20 protein-coding genes and 2 pseudogenes are annotated in these 23316 nt (G+C 71.3%); 11 read left to right on the forward strand and 11 right to left on the reverse strand.

Features of this window, described 5'->3' with window-relative positions:
* Positions 1–98 precede the first annotated feature (98 nt).
* The 6 genes and pseudogenes from K7B10_RS41410 to K7B10_RS36930 all read left to right on the forward strand — a co-directional run.
* Positions 99–470, forward strand: a complete 372-nt coding sequence (locus K7B10_RS41410) for a gamma-glutamyl-gamma-aminobutyrate hydrolase family protein (RefSeq protein WP_308284698.1) — start codon at positions 99–101, stop codon at positions 468–470.
* Positions 467–1198, forward strand: a complete 732-nt coding sequence (locus K7B10_RS36910; protein WP_229343526.1) for a FadR/GntR family transcriptional regulator — start codon at positions 467–469, stop codon at positions 1196–1198. Before K7B10_RS41410 ends, K7B10_RS36910 begins: the two co-directional genes overlap by 4 nt.
* On the forward strand, positions 1195–2634 hold the full coding sequence (locus K7B10_RS36915; RefSeq protein WP_229343528.1) for an amino acid permease: 1440 nt from the start codon (positions 1195–1197) through the stop codon (positions 2632–2634). The genes K7B10_RS36910 and K7B10_RS36915 overlap by 4 nt, the downstream gene beginning before the upstream one ends.
* 89 nt (positions 2635–2723) lie before the next feature.
* Positions 2724–3740, forward strand: a complete 1017-nt coding sequence (locus tag K7B10_RS36920) for an asparaginase (protein ID WP_229343530.1) — start codon at positions 2724–2726, stop codon at positions 3738–3740.
* A 56-nt stretch (positions 3741–3796) separates the two neighbouring features.
* Positions 3797–5206 carry an aspartate ammonia-lyase gene (gene aspA, locus K7B10_RS36925; RefSeq protein WP_229343532.1) on the forward strand — a complete coding sequence of 470 codons (1410 nt, stop codon included), beginning with the start codon at positions 3797–3799 and terminating at the stop codon, positions 5204–5206.
* Between the two features lie 37 nt (positions 5207–5243).
* Positions 5244–5501: pseudogene (locus K7B10_RS36930) on the forward strand (transposase); the annotation flags it as partial.
* A 201-nt stretch (positions 5502–5702) separates the two neighbouring features.
* Here the strand turns inward: K7B10_RS36930 and K7B10_RS36935 are convergent.
* Complete coding sequence (locus K7B10_RS36935; RefSeq protein WP_229343535.1) at positions 5703–6758, reverse strand: AraC-like ligand-binding domain-containing protein; 1056 nt, start codon at positions 6756–6758, stop codon at positions 5703–5705.
* A gap of 454 nt (positions 6759–7212) precedes the next feature.
* On the opposite strand from K7B10_RS36935, the pseudogene K7B10_RS36940 reads away from it, so the two are divergent.
* Positions 7213–7506, forward strand: a pseudogene (locus K7B10_RS36940) (alpha/beta fold hydrolase); the annotation flags it as partial.
* 211 nt (positions 7507–7717) lie between these two features.
* Here the strand turns inward: K7B10_RS36940 and K7B10_RS36945 are convergent.
* The 4 genes from K7B10_RS36945 to K7B10_RS36960 form a co-directional block, all read right to left on the reverse strand.
* Entirely contained in the window at positions 7718–7975 is a 258-nt protein-coding gene (locus K7B10_RS36945; RefSeq protein WP_229343537.1) for a hypothetical protein, read from the reverse strand.
* The gene (locus tag K7B10_RS36950; RefSeq protein ID WP_229343539.1) at positions 7965–8201 is read right to left on the reverse strand and encodes a hypothetical protein; all 237 of its coding nucleotides are present in this window, start codon (positions 8199–8201) and stop codon (positions 7965–7967) included. The genes K7B10_RS36945 and K7B10_RS36950 overlap by 11 nt, the downstream gene beginning before the upstream one ends.
* 469 nt (positions 8202–8670) lie before the next feature.
* Entirely contained in the window at positions 8671–8913 is a 243-nt protein-coding gene (locus K7B10_RS36955; protein ID WP_229343541.1) for a hypothetical protein, read from the reverse strand.
* Positions 8914–8929: 16 nt separating this feature from the next.
* The gene (locus K7B10_RS36960; protein ID WP_229343543.1) at positions 8930–10144 is read right to left on the reverse strand and encodes a PI-PLC domain-containing protein; all 1215 of its coding nucleotides are present in this window, start codon (positions 10142–10144) and stop codon (positions 8930–8932) included.
* A gap of 533 nt (positions 10145–10677) precedes the next feature.
* Between K7B10_RS36960 and K7B10_RS36965 the strand changes: the two genes are divergently transcribed.
* The gene (locus K7B10_RS36965) at positions 10678–11586 is read left to right on the forward strand and encodes a glycoside hydrolase family 25 protein (protein WP_229343545.1); all 909 of its coding nucleotides are present in this window, start codon (positions 10678–10680) and stop codon (positions 11584–11586) included.
* 603 nt (positions 11587–12189) lie between these two features.
* Here the strand turns inward: K7B10_RS36965 and K7B10_RS36970 are convergent.
* The 4 genes from K7B10_RS36970 to K7B10_RS36985 form a co-directional block, all read right to left on the reverse strand.
* A complete protein-coding gene (locus K7B10_RS36970) occupies positions 12190–14430 on the reverse strand; it encodes a helix-turn-helix domain-containing protein (protein WP_229343547.1) in 2241 nt (746 codons plus the stop codon).
* Between the two features lie 941 nt (positions 14431–15371).
* Positions 15372–17948 carry a class III lanthionine synthetase LanKC gene (gene lanKC / locus K7B10_RS36975; protein ID WP_229343549.1) on the reverse strand — a complete coding sequence of 859 codons (2577 nt, stop codon included), beginning with the start codon at positions 17946–17948 and terminating at the stop codon, positions 15372–15374.
* 205 nt (positions 17949–18153) lie between these two features.
* Complete coding sequence (locus K7B10_RS36980; RefSeq protein ID WP_229343551.1) at positions 18154–18366, reverse strand: hypothetical protein; 213 nt, start codon at positions 18364–18366, stop codon at positions 18154–18156.
* A 527-nt stretch (positions 18367–18893) separates the two neighbouring features.
* On the reverse strand, positions 18894–19508 hold the full coding sequence (locus K7B10_RS36985) for a TetR/AcrR family transcriptional regulator (RefSeq protein WP_229343553.1): 615 nt from the start codon (positions 19506–19508) through the stop codon (positions 18894–18896).
* Positions 19509–19545: 37 nt separating this feature from the next.
* Between K7B10_RS36985 and K7B10_RS36990 the strand changes: the two genes are divergently transcribed.
* Entirely contained in the window at positions 19546–19872 is a 327-nt protein-coding gene (locus tag K7B10_RS36990; RefSeq protein WP_229343556.1) for a rhodanese-like domain-containing protein, read from the forward strand.
* A 296-nt stretch (positions 19873–20168) separates the two neighbouring features.
* Here the strand turns inward: K7B10_RS36990 and K7B10_RS36995 are convergent, their stop codons facing one another.
* Together K7B10_RS36995 and K7B10_RS37000 are read right to left on the reverse strand one after the other, a co-directional pair.
* Entirely contained in the window at positions 20169–20582 is a 414-nt protein-coding gene (locus K7B10_RS36995) for a rodlin (protein ID WP_229343558.1), read from the reverse strand.
* A 274-nt stretch (positions 20583–20856) separates the two neighbouring features.
* Positions 20857–21750 (reverse strand): hypothetical protein, encoded by an 894-nt coding sequence (locus tag K7B10_RS37000; RefSeq protein WP_229343560.1) that lies wholly within the window; start codon positions 21748–21750, stop codon positions 20857–20859.
* Between the two features lie 86 nt (positions 21751–21836).
* Here K7B10_RS37000 and K7B10_RS37005 point away from each other — a divergent pair, with 86 nt between their 5' ends.
* Together K7B10_RS37005 and K7B10_RS37010 are read left to right on the forward strand one after the other, a co-directional pair.
* Entirely contained in the window at positions 21837–22781 is a 945-nt protein-coding gene (locus K7B10_RS37005; protein ID WP_229343562.1) for a DUF6891 domain-containing protein, read from the forward strand.
* A 167-nt stretch (positions 22782–22948) separates the two neighbouring features.
* Positions 22949–23254 (forward strand): hypothetical protein, encoded by a 306-nt coding sequence (locus K7B10_RS37010; RefSeq protein WP_229343564.1) that lies wholly within the window; start codon positions 22949–22951, stop codon positions 23252–23254.
* Positions 23255–23316 lie beyond the last annotated feature (62 nt).

Genomic DNA, 23316 nt, shown 5'->3' on the forward strand with positions numbered 1-23316 from the left:
GAACGTACACGAGGGCGGCACCGTCATCCAGCACCTGCCCGACAGCGTGGGCCACGACGGCAACAACCCCTACCGGGGCCACTTCTGCCGCCCACGCCGTGACCACGGCGCCCGGGACACAGGTCGGCGCCCTGCCGCCGGGGACGCATCAGGTCGCCACGCACCATCATCAGGCGGTGGAGCGCCTCGGCGCGGGGTTGATCGTCGCCGCCAGTACGGCGGACGGCACCGTCGAGGCGATCGGGAGCAGCCGGTACCGCTTCGCCGTGGGCGCCCAATGGCACCCCGGAGATGGGTGTCGACGCGCCGGCCGTGCAGGCCCTGGTGGCTGCCGCGGGCTCCGCCGAAGGTACCGGTCCTGCCCGGACGGCCGGACGGAATACGCGCACGGTGCGAAGCGCGCAGGGCCGGATTTTCCCGACACAGGTGTCTTGACACCTCGGGACGCACCCCTCAGGATCACAGCGTGAACCTGTCAGACAGCCAGACAGGTGGCTCCCTTCCGCGACGCGTCAGCGCCATGGAAGCGGTATTCGGCCACCTGCGCAGCGCCATCGAGCGCGGTGAGTACGTCGTAGGCGACAAGCTCCCCTCCGAAGCCGAGTTGTGCCGCGCCCTCGAGGTCAGCCGGCCCGTACTGCGGGAGGCCCTGCGGGCCCTGCAGGCCATGGGGCTGACCGTCTCCAAGAGCGGCAAGGGCACCTTCGTCGTGGCCAACACGGTCGAGGACCCCACCTTCGGCGACTACGCCGCCAGTGACCTGCTGGAGGTGCGCCGGCACGTCGAGATCCCGGTCGCCGGGTACGCCGCAAGCCGCCGCACCCCCGAGGATCTGGACCATCTGAGCCATCTGCTTGACCGGATGGAGCAGGAGACCGACACCACCGCGTGGGTGGCGATGGACACCGTCTTCCACCTGGCGGTGGCCGAGGCCTCCCGCAACCCCGTCTTCCGCCGCGTCATCGAGGAGATCCGCGACGCACTGGCGCGTCAGTCGACCTTCCTCAATGAACTCGGCGGCCGGCGCGAGCAGTCCAACTGCGAGCACCGGGCGATCCTGGAGGCGCTGGCCGACGGCAGCGAGCACGACGCGGTGGAGGCCATGTCCCACCACCTGCTCCGGGTCGAGACGACCCTCACCGACATCGTGCGCCCCCAGCGCACGGACACTTCCACGGAAGGCAGACCCGAGGCGTGAGCGAGCAGTTCCTCAAAGACGAGAAGCGCCCCACCGCCCGTCATGTCGACGCCGGGGACACCGGCTACAGCAAGTCCTTGAAACCCCGGCACGTCAACATGATCGCCATCGGGGGTGCGATCGGCACCGGGCTGTTCCTCGGCGCGGGCGGACGCCTCGCCGAGGCCGGGCCCTCCCTGTTCGTCGCCTACGCCGTCTGCGGCGTGTTCGCGTTCCTCGTCGTGCGCGCGCTCGGCGAGCTCGTCCTGTACCGGCCGTCCTCCGGCGCCTTCGTCTCGTACGCCCGGGAGTTCCTCGGGGAGAAGGGCGCGTACACCGCGGGCTGGATGTACTTCCTCAACTGGGCGACCACCGGCATCGCCGACATCACGGCCGTCGCCACGTACACCCACTACTGGCACCTGTTCTCCGATGTCCCCCAGTGGGTGATCGCCCTCATAGCCCTGGCCGTGGTCCTCACCGTGAACCTCATCTCGGTGCGGATCTTCGGCGAACTGGAGTTCTGGTTCGCCATCGTCAAGGTCGGCGCGCTGGTGGTCTTCATGGGGATCGGGATCTTCCTCCTGGTCACCCGGCATCCCGTCGACGGCGCCGTCCCCGGCTCTGCTCTGATCACCGGCAACGGCGGGATCTTCCCCAACGGCCTGCTGCCCATGCTGCTGATCATCCAGGGCGTCGTCTTCGCCTACGCCTCTGTCGAGCTGGTCGGCGTCACGGCCGGTGAGACCGAGAACCCCGAGGAGATCATGCCGAAGGCGATCAACTCGATCATGTGGCGCGTGGGCCTCTTCTACGTCGGCTCGGTCGTCCTGCTGTCGATGCTGATGCCGTGGAGCAGCTACAGCGCCGGCCAGAGCCCGTTCGTGACCGTGCTCTCCCACATCGGTGTGCCGGCGGCCGGCGGCGTGATGAACCTGGTCGTCCTCACCGCCGCCATGTCCTCGCTCAACTCCGGCCTCTACTCCACGGGCCGCATCCTGCGCTCGATGGCCGTCAACGGCTCCGCCCCGCGCTTCACCGCCCGGCTCAGCCGCACCCAGGTGCCCTACGGCGGCATCCTGCTCACCAGCGGCATGTGCGTCCTCGGCGTCGGGCTCAACTTCGTGGTTCCGGCGGATGCGTTCGAGATCGTGCTCAACCTCGCGGCCATCGGCATCCTCGCCACCTGGGGCATGATCATGGTCTGCCACCTCTTCTTCTGGCGGAAGACCCGTGACGGCGAACTGACCCGTCCCTCCTACCGCCTGCCCGGGTCCCCGTGGACCGAACTCGTGACACTGGCCTTCCTCGCCTCCGTCCTGGTCCTCATGTACGCCGACGGAGGGGCGGCGCGCACCACCGTGCTGTGCGTGCCGCTGATCGCCGCGGCGCTGGTCGCCGGCTGGTACGCCGTCCGCGGCCGCGTGGCGCGCGCCGCCGCGAAGAGCGAGGGCTGAGCCGGGCGGCGGGCGCGGCCCGTCCCCCCGGGCCGGGCCGGCCGCCGGCCACCCCGGTCAGCAGCAACCCACCACCGAACGAGGCAGTGATGCGCAGCAGTCTCCTCGCGGACGCGCCCGCGATGCGCGAGCCCCAGCACGCACCCGTCGCCCACGTCACCCGGGGCGGCGTGATCGAGGGAGTCCACTACGGATCCGTCGTCGTCCTCGGCGGTGATGGCGACGTCCGGTTGAGCATCGGAGACATCGAGGCCGCCTGCTACCCGCGCTCAGCCCTCAAGCCGGTCCAGGCCCTCGCCATGGTGCGGGCCGGGCTGCCGCTCGACGGCGCCCTGCTCTCCCTCTCGATGGGGAGCCACTCCGGCGAGGAGCACCACCTCGCAGGTACCCGGCTGATCCTCGAACTGGCCGGCCTCACCGAGGACGACCTGCGCAACGTCCCCGACGTGCCGTACGCCCCGGCGGTCCGGGATGCCTGGGTGCGCGAGGGCCGCGGGCCTTCCCGGCTCGCCCAGAACTGCTCCGGCAAGCACGCGGCGATGCTGTACCTGTGCAAGCTGGCCGGCTGGCCCCTGGAGAGCTACCTCGACCCGGGCCACCCGCTTCAGAGGGCGATCGCCGAGGTCGTCGAGGAACTCACCGGCCAGCACATCGCGAACGTCACCGTCGACGGCTGCGGAGCCCCGCTGTTCGCAGTGTCCCTGCACGGCCTGGCCCGCGCCGCCGCCCGCATCGCCACGGCCGGTCCGGACACCGCCGGGCGCCGGGTGGCGGACGCGCTGCGCGTCCATCCGGAGATGGCCTCCGGCACAGGGCGAGACACGGCCCAGCTGATGCGCGCGGTGCCCGGGCTGCTGGCCAAGGACGGCTTCGAGGGCGTCCAGGTGGCCGCGCTGCCCGACGGCCGGGCCGTCGCAGTGAAGATCTCCGACGGGGCGGACCGGGCGCGCATCCCGGTGACGGCCGCAGCCCTCGCCCGGGCGGGAGTCGAGCCGCGGCTGCTCGCCGGGTTCGAGGGCGAGCCGATGACCGGCGGCGGCCGGCCCGTCGGCGGCATCCAGCCGGTGGCCGCGCTGAACCCGCCCACCATCCCCGCCACCGCCTGACTCCATCCCCTTTCACCACCTTGACCCACCCACCTCAGGAAGAGGGCCGCACACCCATGACCGCCGCCACCCGCAGCGAACACGACCTGCTCGGAGACCGCGAAGTCCCCGCCGACGCCTACTGGGGCGTCCACACCCTGCGCGCCACCGAGAACTTCCCCATCACCGGCACGCCGATCTCCACCTACCCGCACCTGATCGACGCCCTCGCTGCCGTCAAGGAGGCCGCAGCCCTCGCCAACGGGGAACTCGGCCTGCTGGAGCCCGCGAAAGCGGCCGTGATCGTCGCCGCCTGCCAGGAGATACGCGGCGGCAAGCTCCACGACCAGTTCGTCGTGGACGTAATCCAGGGCGGCGCCGGCACCTCGACCAACATGAACGCCAACGAGGTCATCGCCAACCGGGCGCTGGAGCTGCTGGGCCACGCCAGGGGCGAGTACCGGCACCTGCACCCCAACGAGGACGTCAACCTCGGCCAGTCCACCAACGACGTCTACCCGACCGCCGTTCGGATCGCGACCGCCTCGGCGGTGCGCGGCCTGCTCGAAGCCATGGCCGTCCTGCAGAACGCCTTCGCCCGCAAGGCCGCCGAGTTCCACGACGTGCTGAAGATGGGCCGCACCCAGCTCCAGGACGCCGTACCGATGACCCTCGGGCAGGAGTTCTCCGCCTTCGCCGTCATGCTCGACGAGGACCGCAGCCGGCTCGCGGAGGCCCTCGGACTCATCCACGAGATCAACCTCGGCGCCACCGCCATCGGCACCGGCCTCAACGCCCCTGCCGGGTACGCCGAGGCTGCCCGCCGCCACCTCGCCGACATCACCGGGCTGCCCCTGGTCACCGCGGCCGACCTGGTCGAAGCCACCCAGGACTGCGGCGCCTTCGTCCAGATGTCCGGCGTCCTCAAGCGCATCGCCGTCAAGCTGTCCAAGACCTGCAACGACCTGCGCCTGCTGTCCTCCGGGCCCCGCGCCGGACTCGGCGAGATCAACCTGCCGCCGGTCCAGGCGGGCTCGAGCATCATGCCCGGCAAGGTCAACCCGGTGATCCCCGAGGTCGTCAACCAGGTCGCCTTCGAAGTGATCGGCAACGACATCACCATCACCATGGCCGCCGAAGCCGGACAGCTCCAGCTCAACGCCTTCGAGCCGGTGATCCTGCACTCGCTGTCGAAGTCCGTCACCCACCTCCGCGCGGCCTGCCTCACCCTCGCGGAACGCTGCGTGAGCGGCATCACCGCCAACACCGAGATGCTGCGCGCCACCGTCGAGAACTCCATCGGCCTGGTGACCGCCCTGAACCCGCACATCGGATACACCGCCGCCACCGACATCGCCAAGGAGGCCCTCGCCACCGGCCGGGGTGTGGCCGAACTCGTCCTGGAACGGGGCCTGCTGCCGGCCGAACAACTCACCGCCCTGCTGCGGCCCGAGGCGATCGCGGGGACCGGCCCGGCCCGTACCTGACAGCCACCGCCGGGCGGGTGCACCAGAGCGCGGGCGGGTGCGACGGGTGCGGCACGCGTGGGCTGAGTTCGTGCCGTTCCTGCAGTTCGACGCGGAGATCCGGCGGATCGTCTGCCCGACCGACACGATCGAGTCCGTCAACGCCAGGATCCGCCGGGCCGTCCGCGCCCGCGGTCACTCCCCCTCGGAGAACGCGGCTCTGAAGTGCGTCTGCCTCGCAGTGATGTCCCTGGACCCGGCCGGCGCCGGCCGCAAACGCTGGACGACCCGCCGGAAGCGGGCCCTCCAGGCCTTCGGGGCAACAGTTCACCCTGACGCGCCGAAGTCAGTAGCGGCGGGGCAGGGGGACGACGCCCTTGGCGTCGTCCCCCTGCCTTGGATCCGGGACCGTGGCGGACGTACTGAGCCGGCGGCGAAGCCGCTGGACTTCGTCGTCCTTGGTGGCCCCTCGCCCCGCGACTCCCGAGCGGCCTTCGCCTGCTCCGCCAAGACCGCTTCAACGGTCCGCTCGATGTCCTGGGCGTACTGGAGGAGAGGCCGGATCGACGGGATGAAGAGGGGTGTCCGCCCTGGCCAGGTCTTCCGCCCGGGCCTGCCTGCGGAAGGCCGCGGGCGGCAGGCCGTAGGCCTCGCGGAACGCCCGGCTGAACGCGGACGCGTGCCGGAAGCCCCGCCGGGCGCCGATGACGTGCACGGGCACCTCCCGGTGCAGCGGGTCCGCCAGGTCCTGGCGTGCCCGCGCGAGCCGCTGGCCTTGAACGAAGGCCGCGACCGTCGCCCCGTCCCCCTCCTGCTGGAACACCCGGTGGAGATAGCTGACGGAGATGTGGTGGGCGGCGGCGATCGCGGGGACGTCCAGCAGCGGATCGTCGGCGTTGTCCTGGATGAAGGCCATCACGCGGAGCGCCAGGGCGCGCCGGTGCGTCTCCGGGGTCAAGGACCGGTCCGATTCGAGGACGCCGGCGAAGAGCGAGGCGACGAGATCGGCCAGTACGCCGCTCAGGCGCGGCCCCTCGGCCGGCCGGTATGACCGGCTGTCCTTGGTCACCTGGTCGAGGAAGGTGGCCAGCAGGGCCCCCATTCCCTCCCGGGCCGAGATGCGCTTGCCGATGACCCGGCCAGCGGTGTGCGGGGGCAGCGGCAGCAGCGCCTTGGGTACCTCGACCCCGATGATCTCGACGGAATGCGGGCCGGAACTGATCTCGAACGGCCGTGACGTGTCGCTGGTGTGGATGTCGAGCACACCGTGCACCACGGTGTCCTTGCCCAGCGTCACCGCTCCCGCCCCGCGTTTGATCAGCGAGAGGTGGAACGCCTCGGGGTCCGACCTCGCTATCAGCTTCGGTGTGCGCTGGAAGGTCAGGGGACGGCATTCCATCGGATAGACCGTGATCCCGCCGAGCGAGATGACGCGCTGGTTCACCCAGAAGTCGGCGGCGTGCTCACTGCGCATCTCCATGGGCGCATGCGTCTCCGACATCAGGGCCCGCCAACTCTCGAAACGGTCGGCGGGCGCTAGCTCCGCGCTGCGGAACGTTCTCTCGGGCAGCATGATCACGGGTTTACACCGGCCGTGACGGCCCGCGCAACAAGAGCCGGGGCCCCGGGGCGCGGGCCGCGGGGCGACTCTCCGTCAAGACACTGTGCACGGCAGGCCAATGCGCGGTGCTCCGGGGTTCGGCAGAGTGGGTGCCGGAGGGTCGGTGAGGGGACGGGAAACCGGAGATCCGCCGACGACCGGGGCCTCTCGTGGTCCCGGCACTGAGCTGACGCCGCCCGAGGACGGGGGTTTCGGGCGGCGTCAGCTCAGTGCCGGAACCAGGCCCTCTACTCGTTTGTGGCAGCCGCTTCGCGATGCTGATTCGTGCGTGGTCGTCCCGCAGTTCGCGCGGCCGACGCTCATCGATGACGGCTGCGGCTTCCCTCCATGCACTGCATGCGTTCTGGCGTTCCGGGAGCCAGGGGTAGTCGGACGGACCAATGCCCGGGAACTCGATCCCGCACAGCGTGCCTCGCTCGCCTACTACCGCGATGCCGCGGAATCAGCACGTGGGAATCATGACGCCCTCGAACGGGGGAACTTGACCGTCCCGGTCCTGGGAATCTCCAGCTCCCACGGCTCGATCCCCGACATGGCCGCCTCCCTCAGTCCATGGGCCAGGAACGTGACCGGCGCCGTCATCCCACAAGCCGGACACTTCATCCCCGACGAACAGCCCGGCGCAACTGTGGAGGTGTTGACCGCGTTCATCGATCACGAGCGTGTCGAGCAGTTCGCGACAAGCTGGTCAGTCCGGTGACGTCGGCGAGATCAGCCAGCAACAGTGCCCCGGCATGACCCACCACTCCCACAAGAAGATGGCGGCAGCCGCCGGACGTCCCGATGAGGGAGTCCCCCGCCAGGCTCACGGCGAGGGCCAGACCGGCGGGGTGTGCAGGTCTTCGGATCCATCGGAATCCTGGGCGTTGCCGTCCGCTGCGTCGCGCGGCCGGGGCGATCGGCGTCGATACTCAGGCTTCCACGTACGCGACGATCGTGATCGTCCGGAGGGCGGTCGCGTAGTAGATCACGCGCACGGCGTCGATTTCGTCCGTGTAGTCGCGCAGGAGCGTACCTGACACTTCGGTGCCCAGCTCGGGGTTGACACTGATCGCGACCACCGCACGGTCCAGGCGGTGTGTTTCGTCTGCGGTGAGCTTGTCCAGCTGGGTGAGGGCGGGCTCGACCATGATGACGCGTGCGCGACGCGAGGAGTGGTCAGGCGACACGGGGCTGCTCGTCTGCGAGGCGTGCCAGGTGGTCGCCGCGAGTGGTCTCCCAGGGCACGCCGACCTCAGCGGACGGGTAGCCGTACGCGGCGATGTCTTCCGACACCGAGGAGAGGGCGTCGGCTTTCGCCCGCTGTTCGGCCGCGCAGGCGCGGGGGGAGGCGGCGGTGTGCTCGTCGAGGGGCTGACGGTCCGGCACGGGCGCGGTGTCCGGCTGCTGGCTCATCCGGGGCTCCTGGGCTGCCATCTGGCGTGTGAAGCTCCACGGTATCGCCGCGTCCAGGCCCTGCAACCAGGTGACGACGAACCTGCGGCCCACATCGACGAACGCCCCGGTCGCAGCTCCCGTTCGGGCTCGTGACGCTCGCAGCCGCCCAGATCGGTTCGCGGCTGGGCCTGGTCGGCGCTGCTCTCTGGGGAGGACCGGCGGTACCCGCGCCGCTCACCCCGTTGCCCCGGGCCGCATCGCCACCCGGGGCAACGGGCCCGGTCCGCCCACCTCGGAAGCAGTGCACCGGTGCCGCTCGCGCCACCCAGTGCCAGTTCACGGGGAAGGCGCGGGTGTTCCCCGGCCTGGAGCTGACCGCCACCGTCTTGTCCGGGAAGATGGGCCGGGGTCCGAGCCGTCGGTGAATCCCGTGGGAAGGTCCCGGGCCGCTTCCCGTGGGAGCGGCCCGGGGGCACCGGGGGAGGTGTCACGCCGTGTTGTAGGCGATGATCGCGCGGGCCAGATCTGCGGGCTGAAGGCCGTCCGGGGCTCCGGTGACGTCGTCCACAGCGACTATGTTCAGGTTCCTTCGCAGGTCAGGGACGTTCCAGGGGCCGATGAGCTGCTGATGCAGGAGCGCGTTGTAGGAAGCCGCACGGTCCAGGAGGAACGTACGGGTGATCCCGGAAGGACCGCGGAAGGACGCCGGGGCCTGGCGGATGGGGGTCATGCGCCAGCAAGCGCTCTCACTGGTGACGGGAGTGACGTTGCGCAGGTAATCGGGCGGGCAGGACCAGCACTGTCCCTGCCAGGGGAAGGCGTCCATGCGGGGGTCCCAGAAGGTACCGGAGGGGCAGTTCCACGCCCAGGCTTCGTTGCGCACGTATGCCGCAGAGGTACTGACCGCGCGGCTGGGCAGCCAGCAGGCGTCGCCTTGGGTGACGGGGGTGACGTTCCGTACGTATTCGGCCGGACAGCTCCAGCACTCCCCTCCGTTGCGGGGGTCGTAGAAGGAACCCGAGGCGCACGTCATCGAGTCGGGCAGCGCAGTGAAGCTCTGTTGCAAGCCTGCCAGGCCGAGCAGGGTGTCCGGCTGGACGATTCCGGCCATGACGAAGAACTCCGGCGTCCTCCCCCGGGTCCCTGGCCAACGCTGCCCGGTCGCGTGCGAGGGTCTCCGCGAACAGTGCCCGGGGGTCGGCGAAGTCCCTGAGGTAGTTGCCGGCCGGCGGGCTGTCTGCGGGGTAGCTGCCGCGGCCGGAGGAGGTGGCGGTGGCATTCCACGCCAGGGCCCGGTCGGCCAGTCCCGAGTCGTCCAGCAGGATCACGTTCTTGCCCGCGGCGACGAGGCTGCCGTAGGTCGACGTCGGCGAGAACTGCTGCCGGGAGGCGATCCTCGCCGTGCCGGCGACGGCGGCGAAGCGGTCGTACGCCTCCGCGGTGGCCGCGGGCAGTTCCGCCGCGGGGGCGGAAACGGACAGGCTGACGACGACGATCTCCGCAGGGTGCGCGGCGATCCACCGGCCGATCTGCTCGGCTTCCCCGTCCGGTTCGAAGAACGGGGCACCGAGCGGGGCTCCGTGGTACGTGAACCACTGGCCGTCCTGCTTGCACAAGCGCAGGTCGACGTAGCGGGACCCGGTCGCGAGCTGCTCGGCGATGGACACGCGCTGGGTCCTGGAGACGCTCGCGGCCAACTGCGGGAAGGTCCTGGCCAGGTCGTAGATGTAGCCGGTACGGCACTGCCCCGACCGCGCGGTGATGCTCCAGGACCCGGCGTCGTGGCTGCCGGGCATCGCGATCCGGTTGAGCGGGGTACGGGCGAGGCGCGGGGCCAGGTCCCCCATCCACGAGTCGAGGCGGGTCTGTTCCGCTGCGGCGAGGCTGTCGGCACGCGCCTGGGCGCCGGCGGGCAGCCACATCATGGCGAGTGTCGCTGCCAGGACGAGCAGACCGTTCAACGCGGTTCTTCCTGGTGGTGAAGCACTTCTTCGCGATGCGGACATGGGCCCGTGCCTCCAGGGCATACGTGGCGACGCCTGTCGGCGCAGCCTGAGGGGCCGCTCAGAATGCCATGAACGGATTGACGTGACCATGCCATCGCATGGGTATTCCCAACATGTCCGGTTCCCTCCGGCCGTCGGCTCGGAGCTCCCCTCGATGCGAAGGGTTCGGGAGGGAACCCGGGCCGGGTCGTCGAACAGGCCGGCGCCGGGTGGCCCGTGGCGGGCCGGCCCGGGGACGTCGGCGGCCACCGAGCGCCGGTTCGTCAAACGGAATCGATTCTTCGGCTCAGGCGCGAATCGGCCGACGAGCCGCTGGGGAACCTCTTGTGGTACCGATCGTTCCGCATACCTCACCGCCGCCGACCAGTCCTGGCCCCTCGCCCGAGGCGGCGGCGTCTCCCTCCCCGGCCTGGAACACCCGGCCTGCGCTGACGCACCGGCGCCGGGCCAGGGCCGGAAGCCATCCGCGGCAAGAAGGGCAACGCCTGATGGGCATCCACGGACAGGACTGGGCGTCCTACCAGAGCGACGAACCGAGCCTCGCCGGACTCGACTTCGTCTTCACGAAGATCACGGAGGGCCTCGGCTACACGAATCCGAGGTGGGTCCGCCAGCGCGACCACGCCAAACGCCACGGCCTGGTCTGGGGCGCCTACCACTACCCCCACATGGCAAACGACCCGGAGCGCGAAGCCGACTTCTTCCTCGACCAGGCGGCCTGGCAGCCCGGCGACATCCTGGTCCTCGACTGGGAGGGCTACGACAACGCCAACGCCGGTGTCTCCAAGGCCCGCCAGCGGGCCTACAAGGAGGACTGGCTCCGCTACGTGAAGGGCCGAATGCCGGGTCACCGGGTCGGCATGTACTGCAACGCCGACTACTGGAGGAACGTCGACACGACCAGCTACTGCGGCGACTTCCTGTGGATCGCCACCGCGGGCCGCCGCGCGGGCGACCCGGGGATCAAGGCCGGATGGATGTTCCACCAGTACGACGACAACCCCGTCGACAAGGACTACTGCCCCCTGCCCAGCCGCGAGGATCTTCGCGCCTGGGCTCTCGGATCCCCGGAGGACGACATGCCCCTGTCCCAGGCCGACCTCGACGCCGTAGCGACCGCCGTCTGGCGTCACACCGAAACCAACGCCGCCACCGGCCGCCCCGTCGACATGGGCGCGGTCATGGCCTGGATGGACAAGGTCCACAACAACCAGACCGACGCCGTCGCACGACACATCGCCGCGACACAGGCAGCAGTGAACGCACTCGCCGCCCAACTCGGCCAGCAACACGGTGTCGACACCGACACCGTGGTCGCCGCGGTACGGCAGGCCATCGCCGACGCCGTGATCAACGTGGACATCCACGTGACCGGCACCCCCACCCCGACCGGCTGAGAGGCAACACCCCCGCTCCGCCGCCATCGGCCGCGAAAGAGGCGAAGCCGCCCCAGCTTCTTGGCCTTGGCCACCTCGGTCAGCAATTCCTGACAGGCACCGCCCCAGATGTCCATCGGCCGCACGCTCACCTCGTTGACCCGGCTGGAGGTATCGGTCAGCGCCTTCACACTGCGGTCGCCTCCCGAGCCCCACCAGTCCTTCAGCTCTTCGCCCGGAGTCGAAGCACACCCGGCCAGCAGGACGGCACCGAGCACCACCCCGGTCGCGGCACGGCGAGCACGGATACGTGCCCGCACGTGCTTCCCCCGCCTCTCGCAGTCCCACCGATGCTGTCAGGAACCGCGGCCCTGGGCAGGAAGAACAGCGGAACCGCCCGCACACCCGTCCGCCATCGCCGAGCACTTCGGCCCCTGCCGGGGCCGGGCGGAGGCGCATGACCGTCGTCGAGGCGCTCACCGGTGACCTGCCGCACGCCGACCTGGTCCGGCCGCCGTCGCGGTGTCGCCGGGGTGCAGCGGCGTTGCCGAAGGCACGGGGCCCCGCTGTCACCGGCTCGGCCGTGGATGCTCGCCGGGGGTGTGGCGTGTGCCCGGGCGGGGCTCACGTGCGCTTCGTGAGGCGTGCGACTGCCGCGTCGTATCGTGCCCGGAGTTCCGCGTCCGGCGATACGTGCAGCAGTGCGCCGAGCGCCCGTACTGCACCGTCCTCGTAGCCGGAGGTCTCCGCCTCGCGGGCCGCCAGGTCGAGCTGTCCGATGCCCTCGGTCTTGTGCCCGAGCCCGAGCAGGGCCTCTCCGCTCACCATGAGCAGCAGGATCCGGGGTACGTCGGCCGTGCCCGGTCGGTCGTCGAAGGCCAGGGCCTCGGTCGCCGTGTCGAGGGCCTGGCGCCATTTCCCGGCGTCGGCCCAGTGGCGGGCGAGGTGCTGCATGGCCAGTCTCTCGATGGTCCGGTCGCCGGCCCCGCGTGCCAGTTCCACGGCCCGCTCGCATGTCGTGGCGGCTTCGTCCGGGCCGCCGAGGGCGGCTCGTGCCATGGCGAGGACGATCAGGGCGTTCGCCTCGGCCACCGCGTCACCCTTCCGCGAGGCGAGCGCGGAGGCGGCCTCCAGGTGGGTGAGGGCCTCGGCGATGCGCCCTTCCTCGATCAGCACCCAGCCGAGGACGCTCAGCACCCGTGACTCGCCGTGCTGGTCGGCGTCGGCGCGGGCCGCCTCGAGGGCGGTCTCCAGGAGCGGGACCCAGCCGTCCCGTACGCGCCACACGATCAGCGGCCACAGGGTCAAGGCGATCCGCCAGGTCCTGTCGTGCAGTCCGGCGGTGTGTGCCGCTGCGACCGCCTGGGTGAGGTCGTCCCTTTCGGCCGCGTACCAGGCCACGGCGGCGGACCGGTCGTCGAACTCCCGCACGGCGGCGGGCGGGAGGTAGTCCGCGGGCAGCGGGAAGCAGTCCTCGTTGCCGGGCTCGGCCGCCGCCACGGCTGCGAGGGCCGTGGCGATGTAGTGGTCGAGCACGCGCTTGAATGCGTCGGGCCCGGCGTTCAGGCTGCGTGCGTAGAGCCGTACGAGGTCGTGCATGGTCCAGCGGCCGGGCGTCGTCTCGGTGACGAGGTGGGCGACGGCCAGCCGTTCCAGGGAGGTCTCGGCGGCTGCCGGGTCGGTGTCCGCAAGGGCTGCGGCGGCATACCGGTCGACGTGTGTGCCGGGGTGGCGGCCGAGATGGGCGAACTGGCGGGAGACGTGTGGCGGGAGCTGCTGCAGTGTCACGCGCAGTGCCGCTCGTACGCCGGTGTCCTCCACGTCCAGCAGACTCAGCCGGCGTGTCTCGTCGGACAGTTCTGCGGCCATTGCGCCCAGTGACCAGGTGGGCCGCCCCGCCAGCCGGGCGGCCGCCACCCGCAGGGCGAGGGGCAGGCCGCCGCACAGTTCGGCCAGCTGTCGCGCGGCCGCCGGTTCCGCGCGTACCCGTTGTGTGCCGAGCACCGTGGCGAGGAGCATCGTGCCGTCCTGCGGTGTGAGGACGTCCACGGCGACGGGCCGGGCGGTGTCGGTGACGATCAGCCCCGGCAGCCGGTGTCTGCTGGTGACGACGGTGACGCAGCGGCGGCCGCCCGGCAGGAGCGGCCTGACCTGCTCGGAGTCACGCGCGTTGTCGAGTACCACCAGGATCCGGCGGTGGGCGGCGAGCGACCGGAACAGCGCGGCCGCGCCGTTGGCCGACTCCGGGATCCGGTGGTGCGGCACACCGAGCGCCGGCAGGAACTCGCGCAGCACCTCCATGAGGGCCGGCTCGCCCGTGTCGCCGAAGCCGCGGAGGTCGGCGTAGAGGCGCCCGTCGGGGAATTCCTGACGGTTGTGGTGGGCCCATTGCAGGACGAGGGCCGTCTTGCCGACCCCGGCGGGTCCGACGACCAGGCAGACGGGCGCCTCGCCCACGGCGGCCCGGGACAGGGAGGCGAGTTCCGCCGCCCGTCCGTGGAAGCCGCGCGGTGCGCGCGGCAGCAGATCGGGTGTGCCGACCGGTGCGACGGCGTGCGGTACGGCGGCGTCCGGTACGGCGGCGGGTGGCGGGGGGTCCGGCACGGGGGCCGGGCGGGGGCGGCCCAGGCTCGCGGCGCGCTCCAGATCTCGGGTGTCGGCCGCGTCCAGGCCCAGGGCCGCGGCCAGCGCCTGAACGGAGCGGCGCTGCGGACCGCGGGTGTGTCCGCGCTCCATGTACGACAGCGCCCGCACGCTCACCCCCGCGGCATGCGCCAGCTCCTCCTGGCTCAGTCCGGCCCCCGTCCGCAGCCTGTGCAACAGCGCGCCGAAGCGGCCGGCGGTGGCCGGTGTACCGGTGTCCATGTCTGGATGTCCCCTGGTCAGTGCGCCCCCGCGGAAACGCCGTACCTCTGCCAGAAGAGTATGCACGAGACGGCTTTTGCCGCTGAAACGCACTGTTGGGCCCCTCTTCCAGGGAGTTGGCAGGAGGCGACACGGCCCTGGAGCCGGGCCGACACCGTGCGGTGGTCCGCCGGGGCGCGGTCGGGGTGGCCGGCGGAGGCCGCGGTCGACGGCGGTCGACGGCGGTCGACGGCGGTCGACGGCGGTCGACGGCGGTCGACGGCGGTCGACGGTGCGGGAACGGTACGCCGAGGGCCTGCGTCCCGGCCTCGCCTTGACCGCAACCGGCAGACGGCCGGGCCCGGACATCCGTCGTGGATGTCCGGGCCCGGCCGTCTGCCGTGCACGGGGGGAGGGGGTCCCGTGCGCGGCTCCTGTCGCGTCCGTGTGGATGCGGGGGGGCTTGTCGGACCCTGGTGGACCGTCAAGGACTGCTCTTCCCACCGCGGTTCCGGCTTCCTGCCAAACGCGCCGGGGGGTGTGGGGCCGGCTGCCGGCGCCGGCCGTTCGTGTTCCGGGTGGGACTGCGGGAGTTTCCCGCAGTCCCACCCGATGCGGGGGTGAAGCTTTGCCCCCGCCGGTCAGCCGGGCTGCTCAGTGGTCAGAACGGCCCGGCGACAGCGGAACCTGCCGCTTACTTGACGCCGGTCTTGCAGTACCAGATGGTGCTGCTCTGACCGATGGCGCCGTCCAGCTCCTCCGACTCGGACTGGGGGGTGAGGACCTGGAGGTCGAGGATCGTGTTCATGGAAATTCTCCTTCGAGCGTGGTGATGTACGAGCGGAAGACGGTGGCCGTCCAGGACGGCACCGCGCCGTAGGGCTATGGCCACTTGCCCCGGGCCGTGGTGCGTCGTCTTCGCGGGCCCCTCTCGTCGGCGTACCGCGGCGGGGTGCTTGCTGTCACAGTCGTTCCTCTCTTTCGCAGGGGCGGGGGATCAGGGGCAGCACGGGCAGGCGGCCGGCGACCGTGTGCAGGGCGTGGAGGACGCCCGCCGTACCGGTCGCCAGGTCCATGGACAGGCGCATGTTCTGGGCGCCGATGGTGGCGATGCCGCCTGCGTAGGGCAGTGCGTGCCAGGCGAGGTCGCGGACGTGGCCGGTGAGAGCGTCCGCCAGATGCGGATGGCGCTCGGTGACGCCGTTGTGGGCGAGGGTGGCGGCCAGGCCCGACCGTCCGGCGACGAGGCCGCTGTACGCGGTGAAGTCCAGGTCCAGAGCGGTGTGCAGAGCCTCGAGGGTCTCGGTGAGGGCGTCCCCGGGACGGTGGCGGAGGTAGCCGGCCAGGGCCACGGCGATGCCCGCGCTCCCCGACCCGAGGGTCGGCGGCGGTCCGGCCGGGTCCTTCGCCGCAACGGCGTCGTGGAACCTCTCCAGGTCGAGGCGGACGGCTTGGCGCGCCAGGTCCAGATACCGGCTCTCCTTCGTGTCCTCGTAGAGGCCGACGAAGAACACGGCCGGTCCGCTCCAGCCGCGCATGAGCCCGACGCGGCCCGCGGGCACCCGCCCGGCCCCGGCAAGCCGCGCGGCGAGCCGCTCGCCCGTCTCCAGCGCACGGGTCTGCAGTCCGGGCATGTCCAGGGCCCGCGCGAGATGGCGCAGGTTGAGTCCGATGCCGGCCAGCCCCTCGTACAGTCCGGACGGGGTCGCCTCGGTGGTGAGGGCGGTGGCCCGGTCGAGGACGTCGACGGCCTGGTCATGGCGGCCCAGGAGGCTCAGGGTGTGAGCGGCTCCGTGCAGCCCGTCGTACAGCCCTGGACGGTGCTCCACGTCGCGGTGGGTGGCCTGCCACAGCCACTCGTGGTGTTCGGGGTCGGTCCGATGCCCGGCAGCGGTCAACGCGTAGAGGATGCCCGAGGCGCCATGGGCGAGGGTGTAGCCGCCGTCGTACAGGGCGGTCGGCTCGCCGGGGAAGAGCCGGTCGGTGCGCTCGGGGGTGGCGCTGGCTTCGATGGCGGCGGCCAGAGCCTGCGTCAGCTCGCGGGCCGGTGGTGAGGCCGGGTCGTCCGCGGCCGCGGCGAACAGCGCCGCCTCCTTGCGTCCGGAGGGGGCCGTGACACCGGGAGGGGTCAGGGAGCGGCGTACGCGCTCGCTCCACGCGGCCGGGAGCGGGAAGAGCCCTGCCGCCGCCTCGGCGAGCTGTCCGGCGCGGGCCGGGTCGAGGTCCAGCATCGTGGTCAACGGCAGCAGCAGGGCCAGGCGCAGACTGTCCAGCGCGTAGCGGTCCCGGTCGAAACCGGTGGCGTGCGGGGCGACGAAGCCGGGAGTGGCGATGCTGGGCTCCGGGTCCTGGGTCCCGGGCCGGTAGGCGATCTCGAAGTCGATGAGCGCGACACGCCCGTCGGGGCGGAGCATCACGTTGCCGGGGCTCAGGTCGCCGAAGACCGTACCGGTGGCGTGGACGGCCTTGAGGATGCCTTCGAGCTGGTCCAGGACGTCCAGCACGGTGTCCGCGTACTCCTGGCGCTGCTTCGCGTCGCGGCCCGGCACGGTCAGCGGGTTCGCAGTGGCGACGAACTGCTGAAGCGTCCGGCCCTCGATGTACTCCTGCACCAGGAAGTGGTGTTCCCAGGCCGTGAACGTGTTCAGCAACGCGGGAACGCAGTCCAGATGGGACAGGCGGCGCAGTGTCGCTGCCTCCCTGTCCAGCCGGACCACCGCGTCGTCGCCCGCTCCGTCCAGGCCCGCCATGGGGCGGGCCTCCCGCAGGACGACGCGGCGTCCTGTGGCGTTGTCGGTGGCCAGGTAGATGCCGCCGCCGTTGGAGTAGTGCAGGGCCTTCTCGATGCTGTACGGGAGGACGGGCTCGTCCTCGCCGCCCCGCCCGGCGTTCATCTGCTCGGCGATGAAATCGGGCACCGGGGCCCAGGCGGGAACCCTGAAGGCCGGAGTGCGCTCGTCGGGGACCAGCACCCCGTCGGGGCGCACGACGGCGGGAGTGCGCTCACCGGCCTCGGACAGGCACTCACGGCGGGCGAAGCCCCCGTAGCGCACGTACAGCGGGCCCTGCCGCCACCGCAGGTCGCTGAGGATGTACGGGCCGCGGTAGGTGCCGAGGACGGCATCCAGATCGTCGAGGACTTTCCTCAGGGCGGCCGCGTCGACCGGATAGACGGTGATCAGCTTGCCGCTGCCGCCACGGGGCGCGTACTTGCTGTTGGTGGACTGGTGCACGCGCGAGTCCGGCAGGAACTTGAACGTCACGGAGCGGGAAACGCAGTAGTCCCACACCTTGTCGATGACCTCGGCCGCGTCGCAGGCCGTGACCGAGACGTGGACCTTCCAGCCCTGCTCGGGGAGCCGGGCATCGCAAGGGCTCAGGTACACCCAGTTCCCGGCCTGGACACGACGCCAGCCGGCGGGCGCGGGACGCCCGGTGGCCGGGAACGGCGAGCCCGCACGGGACGCGGGCGGGTGATCGTAGAACTGCACGTCCGCCCGGCAGTAGGCAAGGTGGTTGGCCTTCTCCACGAGTTCCACCTCCTCCTCTTCCTCTGCACGGCAGTACGTGCGACGGTCTGTCGAGCGGCGGCCGTCCGGACGGCCACACCCGCCGGCCGCCCCGTTCCCGGTGACGGTCCGCCAGGGGTGTGTGCCTGGGAGGGTGCCCCGCTGCTGTGACTTCAGAAGACCATTCCCGGGCTCCCCCGCCCAGGCAGTTCCACCGGCAGAAGTACCGTCGCCCCTACTTTTGCCGGACGCACTCGTCCCGACGGAACGAGCCGGAGAAGACGGAGACCTCGACGCTGTGTCCGTGGTGCGGCATGAACGGGTCGGCGCTGATGCGGGCGTGGTCGTCGGCATCGAAGCGGAGCTTGAGGCTGGCGTGCGGGACGATGGCGATCTCGTGGGCGCGGGGGCAGTGACAGCGCGTGGGCCGGAACGGTGACGACGCCAACCGGGCCCTCGCAGTGCCGTCCCGGAGGCCGCCCAGGAGGTCGTTGCGAGCCGTCGGGGCCTGTCTTGCGCTTCCGGATGAACGCTACGGCCGGTAAGCAGGGGGCGGGTTCGGTGGCATGGTGAAGCCACTCCCGTACGATCCGGGGCCGACGTGCGACGGGGTCTGCAAGGAAGTGGTGGTGGTCGTGGCCCCGGCCGCGTGGGAGTCGCCGGGCTGACCACGGGCGACCGGATGCCCGGCCGAAGCGACGGGGTGGGCACGGACACCCCGCCCTGGCCGGCACACGCAAGTGGTGGTCCCTCGGCCTGTCCCTGACAGAGGGCCAGGCCGATCACCAGCGTCGAACGCGCGCGCTCGGCGAGCCGAAGCCCTCTACCGGCAGGCCGCCGACACCGGGCAGCACGCCCTGCGGGAGGCCGCCGGTGCCGGTACCGATTCAGTAGGCGCCGCAGGGGCTCCAGCCGCCTCGGAGGAACGCAGAAGCTCCTGGGGCAGGCCGCGCCGTGGCCGACGGGACGGGTTCGTCACGTCGCGCGGTGGGCGAGGCGGAGCAGGCCGCTGCGCATCCGCTGTTCGCCGATTTCCGGCAGGAGTGCGGCGACGTGATCGGCAGCCAGGGCGGCAAGCAGGGCGTGGGCGGTGTGATCGGGGTCGGGTGCGGTGGCGAGGAGGATCGCCACATGGCGGTGCCAGAACCGGTAGGCCCCGATCCTGTAGCGGGCTCCGGGGGTGGCGGTCTCGGACATCCGGACCAGCGCCAGGTGCTCGAGCAGGTAGTCGAGGTAGGCGTTGAGGAATGCGGCCAGGCGCTCGTCGGCCGGGGCTCCGGGGCCGAGTGGGGGCGGTCCGTGCAGGATCGCCTCCTGCAGCACGCGCTCGCGGGCGTCCAGCAGGGCGGCGGCCAGCCCTGACTTGTCACCGAACCGGCGGAACAGGGTGCCTTTGCCGACGCCGGCGGCCGCGGCAACCTGATCCATGGACACCGCCTCGACGCCCTGCTCGGCGAACAGCCTGGCGGCTGCCTCCAGCACCGCGGCTCGGTTTCGGGCCGCGTCCGCACGCTCCTTGGGCGGCGGCGTGTGCAGCAGTTCCAGCGGCATTGCAGAAACGGACCGCAGTCCGCTATCGTCGTGAGTCATAACAGGACTGTAGTCCGATTCCCTTGGAGGCAGTGGCATGACCGCACTCATCACCCGCGACGAGCTGGCAGCAGCGATCGAGGCCGGCGCCGTGACCGTCGTCGACACGCTCGGCGGCGAGTACTACGCCCAGCAGCACCTGCCCGGCGCCTTGGCGCTGATCCCGGCCGACGTCGACACCCAGGCGCCCGGCCTGCTCCCCGACCGCGACGCCGCGATCGTCACCTACTGCTCCAACCCGGCGTGCCCCAACAGCGGACAGGTCGCCGATCGGCTCAGCGCCCTCGGCTACACCGACGTCCGCAAGTACCGCGAGGGCATTCAGGACTGGGTCGAGGCCGGCCTCCCTACCGAAACCGCCTGACCTCCGTCCAAGGGCGAAGACTCCGTACGGAGTCTTCGCCCTTCCGCACGTGGTCGCGATGAATGGCCAGGGTGGGGCGGCCCTGTCGCGGCGGCTCATCAATGGGCCGGCGTTTCCCTCGTCCGCGGCGGCAGGGGAATTGATCCGGATCGCTCGCGTGTGACGTGGAGGGTGTTTGCTCCAGCCTGTGGAGCAGCGTCGCGGAGCAGTCCCCCCGGGGATCCGCGTGGGACGAGCCGGGGCCCCGTGGGCCCTCGTGCAGGCGTTGGGGGCCCGGCTCGCAAAAGGGGTGTGCGTCAGCTGCCGGCGGAGAGGTTGCCGGACAGGACCGGGATGTTGTCCAGGATGTGGGAGAGCGGCTCGTCACCCTTGGCCTGGGTGGAGTTCTCGGTGCACTGCTGGTTCATCGGGTTGTGCAGGACGTTGATGTCCTGGACGCCGACGTTGGCGATGAGGGCCACCAGGGACTGGGCGTTGACCTTGGCCGGCAGGCCGATGCAGGGCTTGTTCAGGGTGCCCTGGACCAGGCTGAGCTGCGGGCTCATCGCGCCTTCGGTCTTCTGGTTGCCGTAGATCTGCGAGGCGCCGTTGCCGTTGACGGAGTTGATGCCGTTGTCGTTGCCGATGGCCATGGCCGGGGCAGCAACAGCAGCGCCGGCACCAAGGATCGACGCGGTGGCGGCGGCGGTAGCCATCATCTTCTTGATCATCAGTGGTCCTTCTGCTTATACGAGCGCATGATGGTGAGCACCTTGATCAACGACGGGACCCCGGGCAGGTTCCGCCCCTTCACCCGATCACCCCCTCGCCCGCCCGAGCGAAGGAGAAGGCCGAGCTGCCCGCGAGCCTGCCGCGCCGCCCGGCATCGCGCTCGCCGCGCTGTCGAGGCACTCGGGTGCCGCCCAGTACGCGGGAGCCTCTCCGCCTTGCGAGGCACAGCACCGGATTACGCGGGCTTGACCGGCGAGATCCGAAAGAGGCGGCCTAGCCGGACCGCCTCTTCGACAGTACGGCCGTCTCTCCGGCATCCGGATCGCCCATGAGTACGAAGAGTTCGGGGTGCTCGTCCGTTCCCGCCACCTTCCAGCTCAGGTTCGCGTCCTGGCAGTCGGGGATGGCCAGGTCGACGCCCGCCCGGTGCCCGCGGGCCGCTTCCAGGGGTTTCCACGTGCCGTGGCCGGAGCAGTGGTCCACGACCTCGAACCCCGTGTAGACCGGCAGTTCCCGCGCCGTCACTTCGCCCTGGGGGCCGAGTTCCAGGTGGACGCCGTCGCCTGCCCACTCGCCGACGTAGTCTGCGCGCGCCAGGACCGGCGGCTGGTACGCCGGCGCGGTCACCCCGAACGTGAAGGCGATGACCACCGCGGGCGCGATGAGGACCAGGGCCCACCGCCGCGCCCTGACCTTCGGCACCAGCCGCATCCGCGCGTACACGGATGCCCCCACGGGCAGCACCCCGAGGGCTGCGATCCAGCCGAACGTGGCGGCGTACGCGGTGCCGGCGATCCACGAGACCGGTACGGCGTACCCGGCCGCGAGCAGACCCAGTGCGGGCGGGGCCCACCATGGCGCGGGAATCCGCGTGCGCACGCCGACCGCGTTCGATGCGACCATCACCGGCGTGGTGAAGAGCAGGCTGTGCGCGAAGCCCAGCGCCAAGCCGATGCACGGCCCGAGGACCGCCTGGACGACGAGCCAGAAGAGCACCGCGATGGCGCCGCCGTACCCCCGGCCGTAGGGCTCGTCCGCCAGCGCGGCGAGCTGCGCGTACAGGGCCGCACAGATCAGCTGAACTCCTCCCACGACCTCGGCGCCGGGCGCAATGGCGCTCCAGTCACGGGTTCTCCGGCGTTCCGTCGTGGCGATGCGGTTCCGCATGACGAGCCCCCGAGACTTTCTTGAACACGTTCAATTGATGTGCACCCTACACCTCCACTGTCAGACGGGTGTGCCAGAGTCCGTGCATGTTCGAGATCGTGGTGAAGACGGAGAACCGGGAGCGGCACGTCCGCGTGTCCGCCGAGGAACTGGCCGGGCTGGTCCGGCGGATCGGTGGCGACGGCGACCGGTTCCTGGTGCTCCAGCGGCTACCCGATCTGCCCGACGTCTTCGCGCAGGTCTGGCACAAGGCGGGTGGCAACTACACGCTGGAGTACCGCGACGGCGCCCCTGACCGGCACTTCGAGACGGTGGCCGACAACCCCGAGGCCGTGATCACGGCGCTCGCCGGCTGGGCCCGCCGGGAGGCCGGCTGGGAAGCGGGACCGGCCTGGTCGCTGCTGGACATGGGCCCGGTCCACGAGGTGCCGCCGCTCGACCTCGGCGAAGACCGGCGAGCGGAGTTGGAGGGGCGCGTCCGCGAGGCGCTCGTCGGCGGATACGCCTCGCGCGCCGAACTGGCCGAGCTTGCCGAGGAGTACCTGGTCACCCCGGAGCACCGGCCCGTTTCGCGCGAGCAGGCGCAGGCGCTGGCCGACCGGTTGTGGCTGGAGCGGGTCGCGGAGCAGACCTCATGGGAGGGCGAGACCGACCCCGAGCGGCTGACCCGCGCGTTCACCGCCCTGGAGGAGGCCGGAATCACCGCCCGCGAGAACTTCACCTGCTGCCGCAGCTGCGGCCAGTCCGAGATCGGCGGCGAAGGCGGTCCCGACGCCCGCGGCTTCGTCTACTTCCACACCCAGTGCACGGACTCCGCCGCAGCGGGGCACGGCCTGACGCTGCTCTTCGGCGGTTTCGACGGCTCGGCCGAGACCACTGCGGCCATCGGCCACGAGGTCGTGGCGGCCCTCGGAGCAGTGGGCCTCCGTACGGAGTGGGACCGCGACCCGGCCCGGACCATCACGATCACTCCCCTGGACTGGCGCCGCCGCCTGGTCGGCCAGTCCGCTTCCTTCGGATCACCTCGCTGACCAGATGAAGATGGCGGCAGGCGAGGTGGAGTCCGGCGAGGTGGAGGGTGGCGGTCTTGTCGTAGCGGGGCGGCAGGCCTGAAACGCCTCCGGACCGCCGCGCTCACGAGGGACGGGCCCGCGATATTTCGGCGGCGGCCGTCGCCCACGAGTGGCAGTCTGGGCCGATGCCTCCCTGGACTCCGTCGGCCGCACTCTTCGACAACCTGCGGTATCTGCTCAACGAGTGGGATCCGATCGGCGTCGCCGACCTCTCGCAGGACGAGTACGACTGCATGCTCGCCCCCTTGTTCCAGCGCCTCCACCGTGGCACCACGCGGGCGGAGATCGGCGAGTTCCTCTGGTACGAGCTGGAGGACCACTTCGGGCTGGACCCCGTCGGCCATCGGACCGATGCGATGGCCGACCGGCTGATCGCCTGGTGGTCCGCGGTGGGCCCGGCCCCGGACACCGGCGGGACACCGGCAACCTGAGAGCTGCCAGGGATGCCGACGGCCGGGTGCGGCCAAGGAGCACATGGACACCCACGACCGAG

This window comes from Streptomyces flavotricini, assembly GCF_020639365.1.
Lineage (GTDB): Bacteria > Actinomycetota > Actinomycetes > Streptomycetales > Streptomycetaceae > Streptomyces > Streptomyces flavotricini.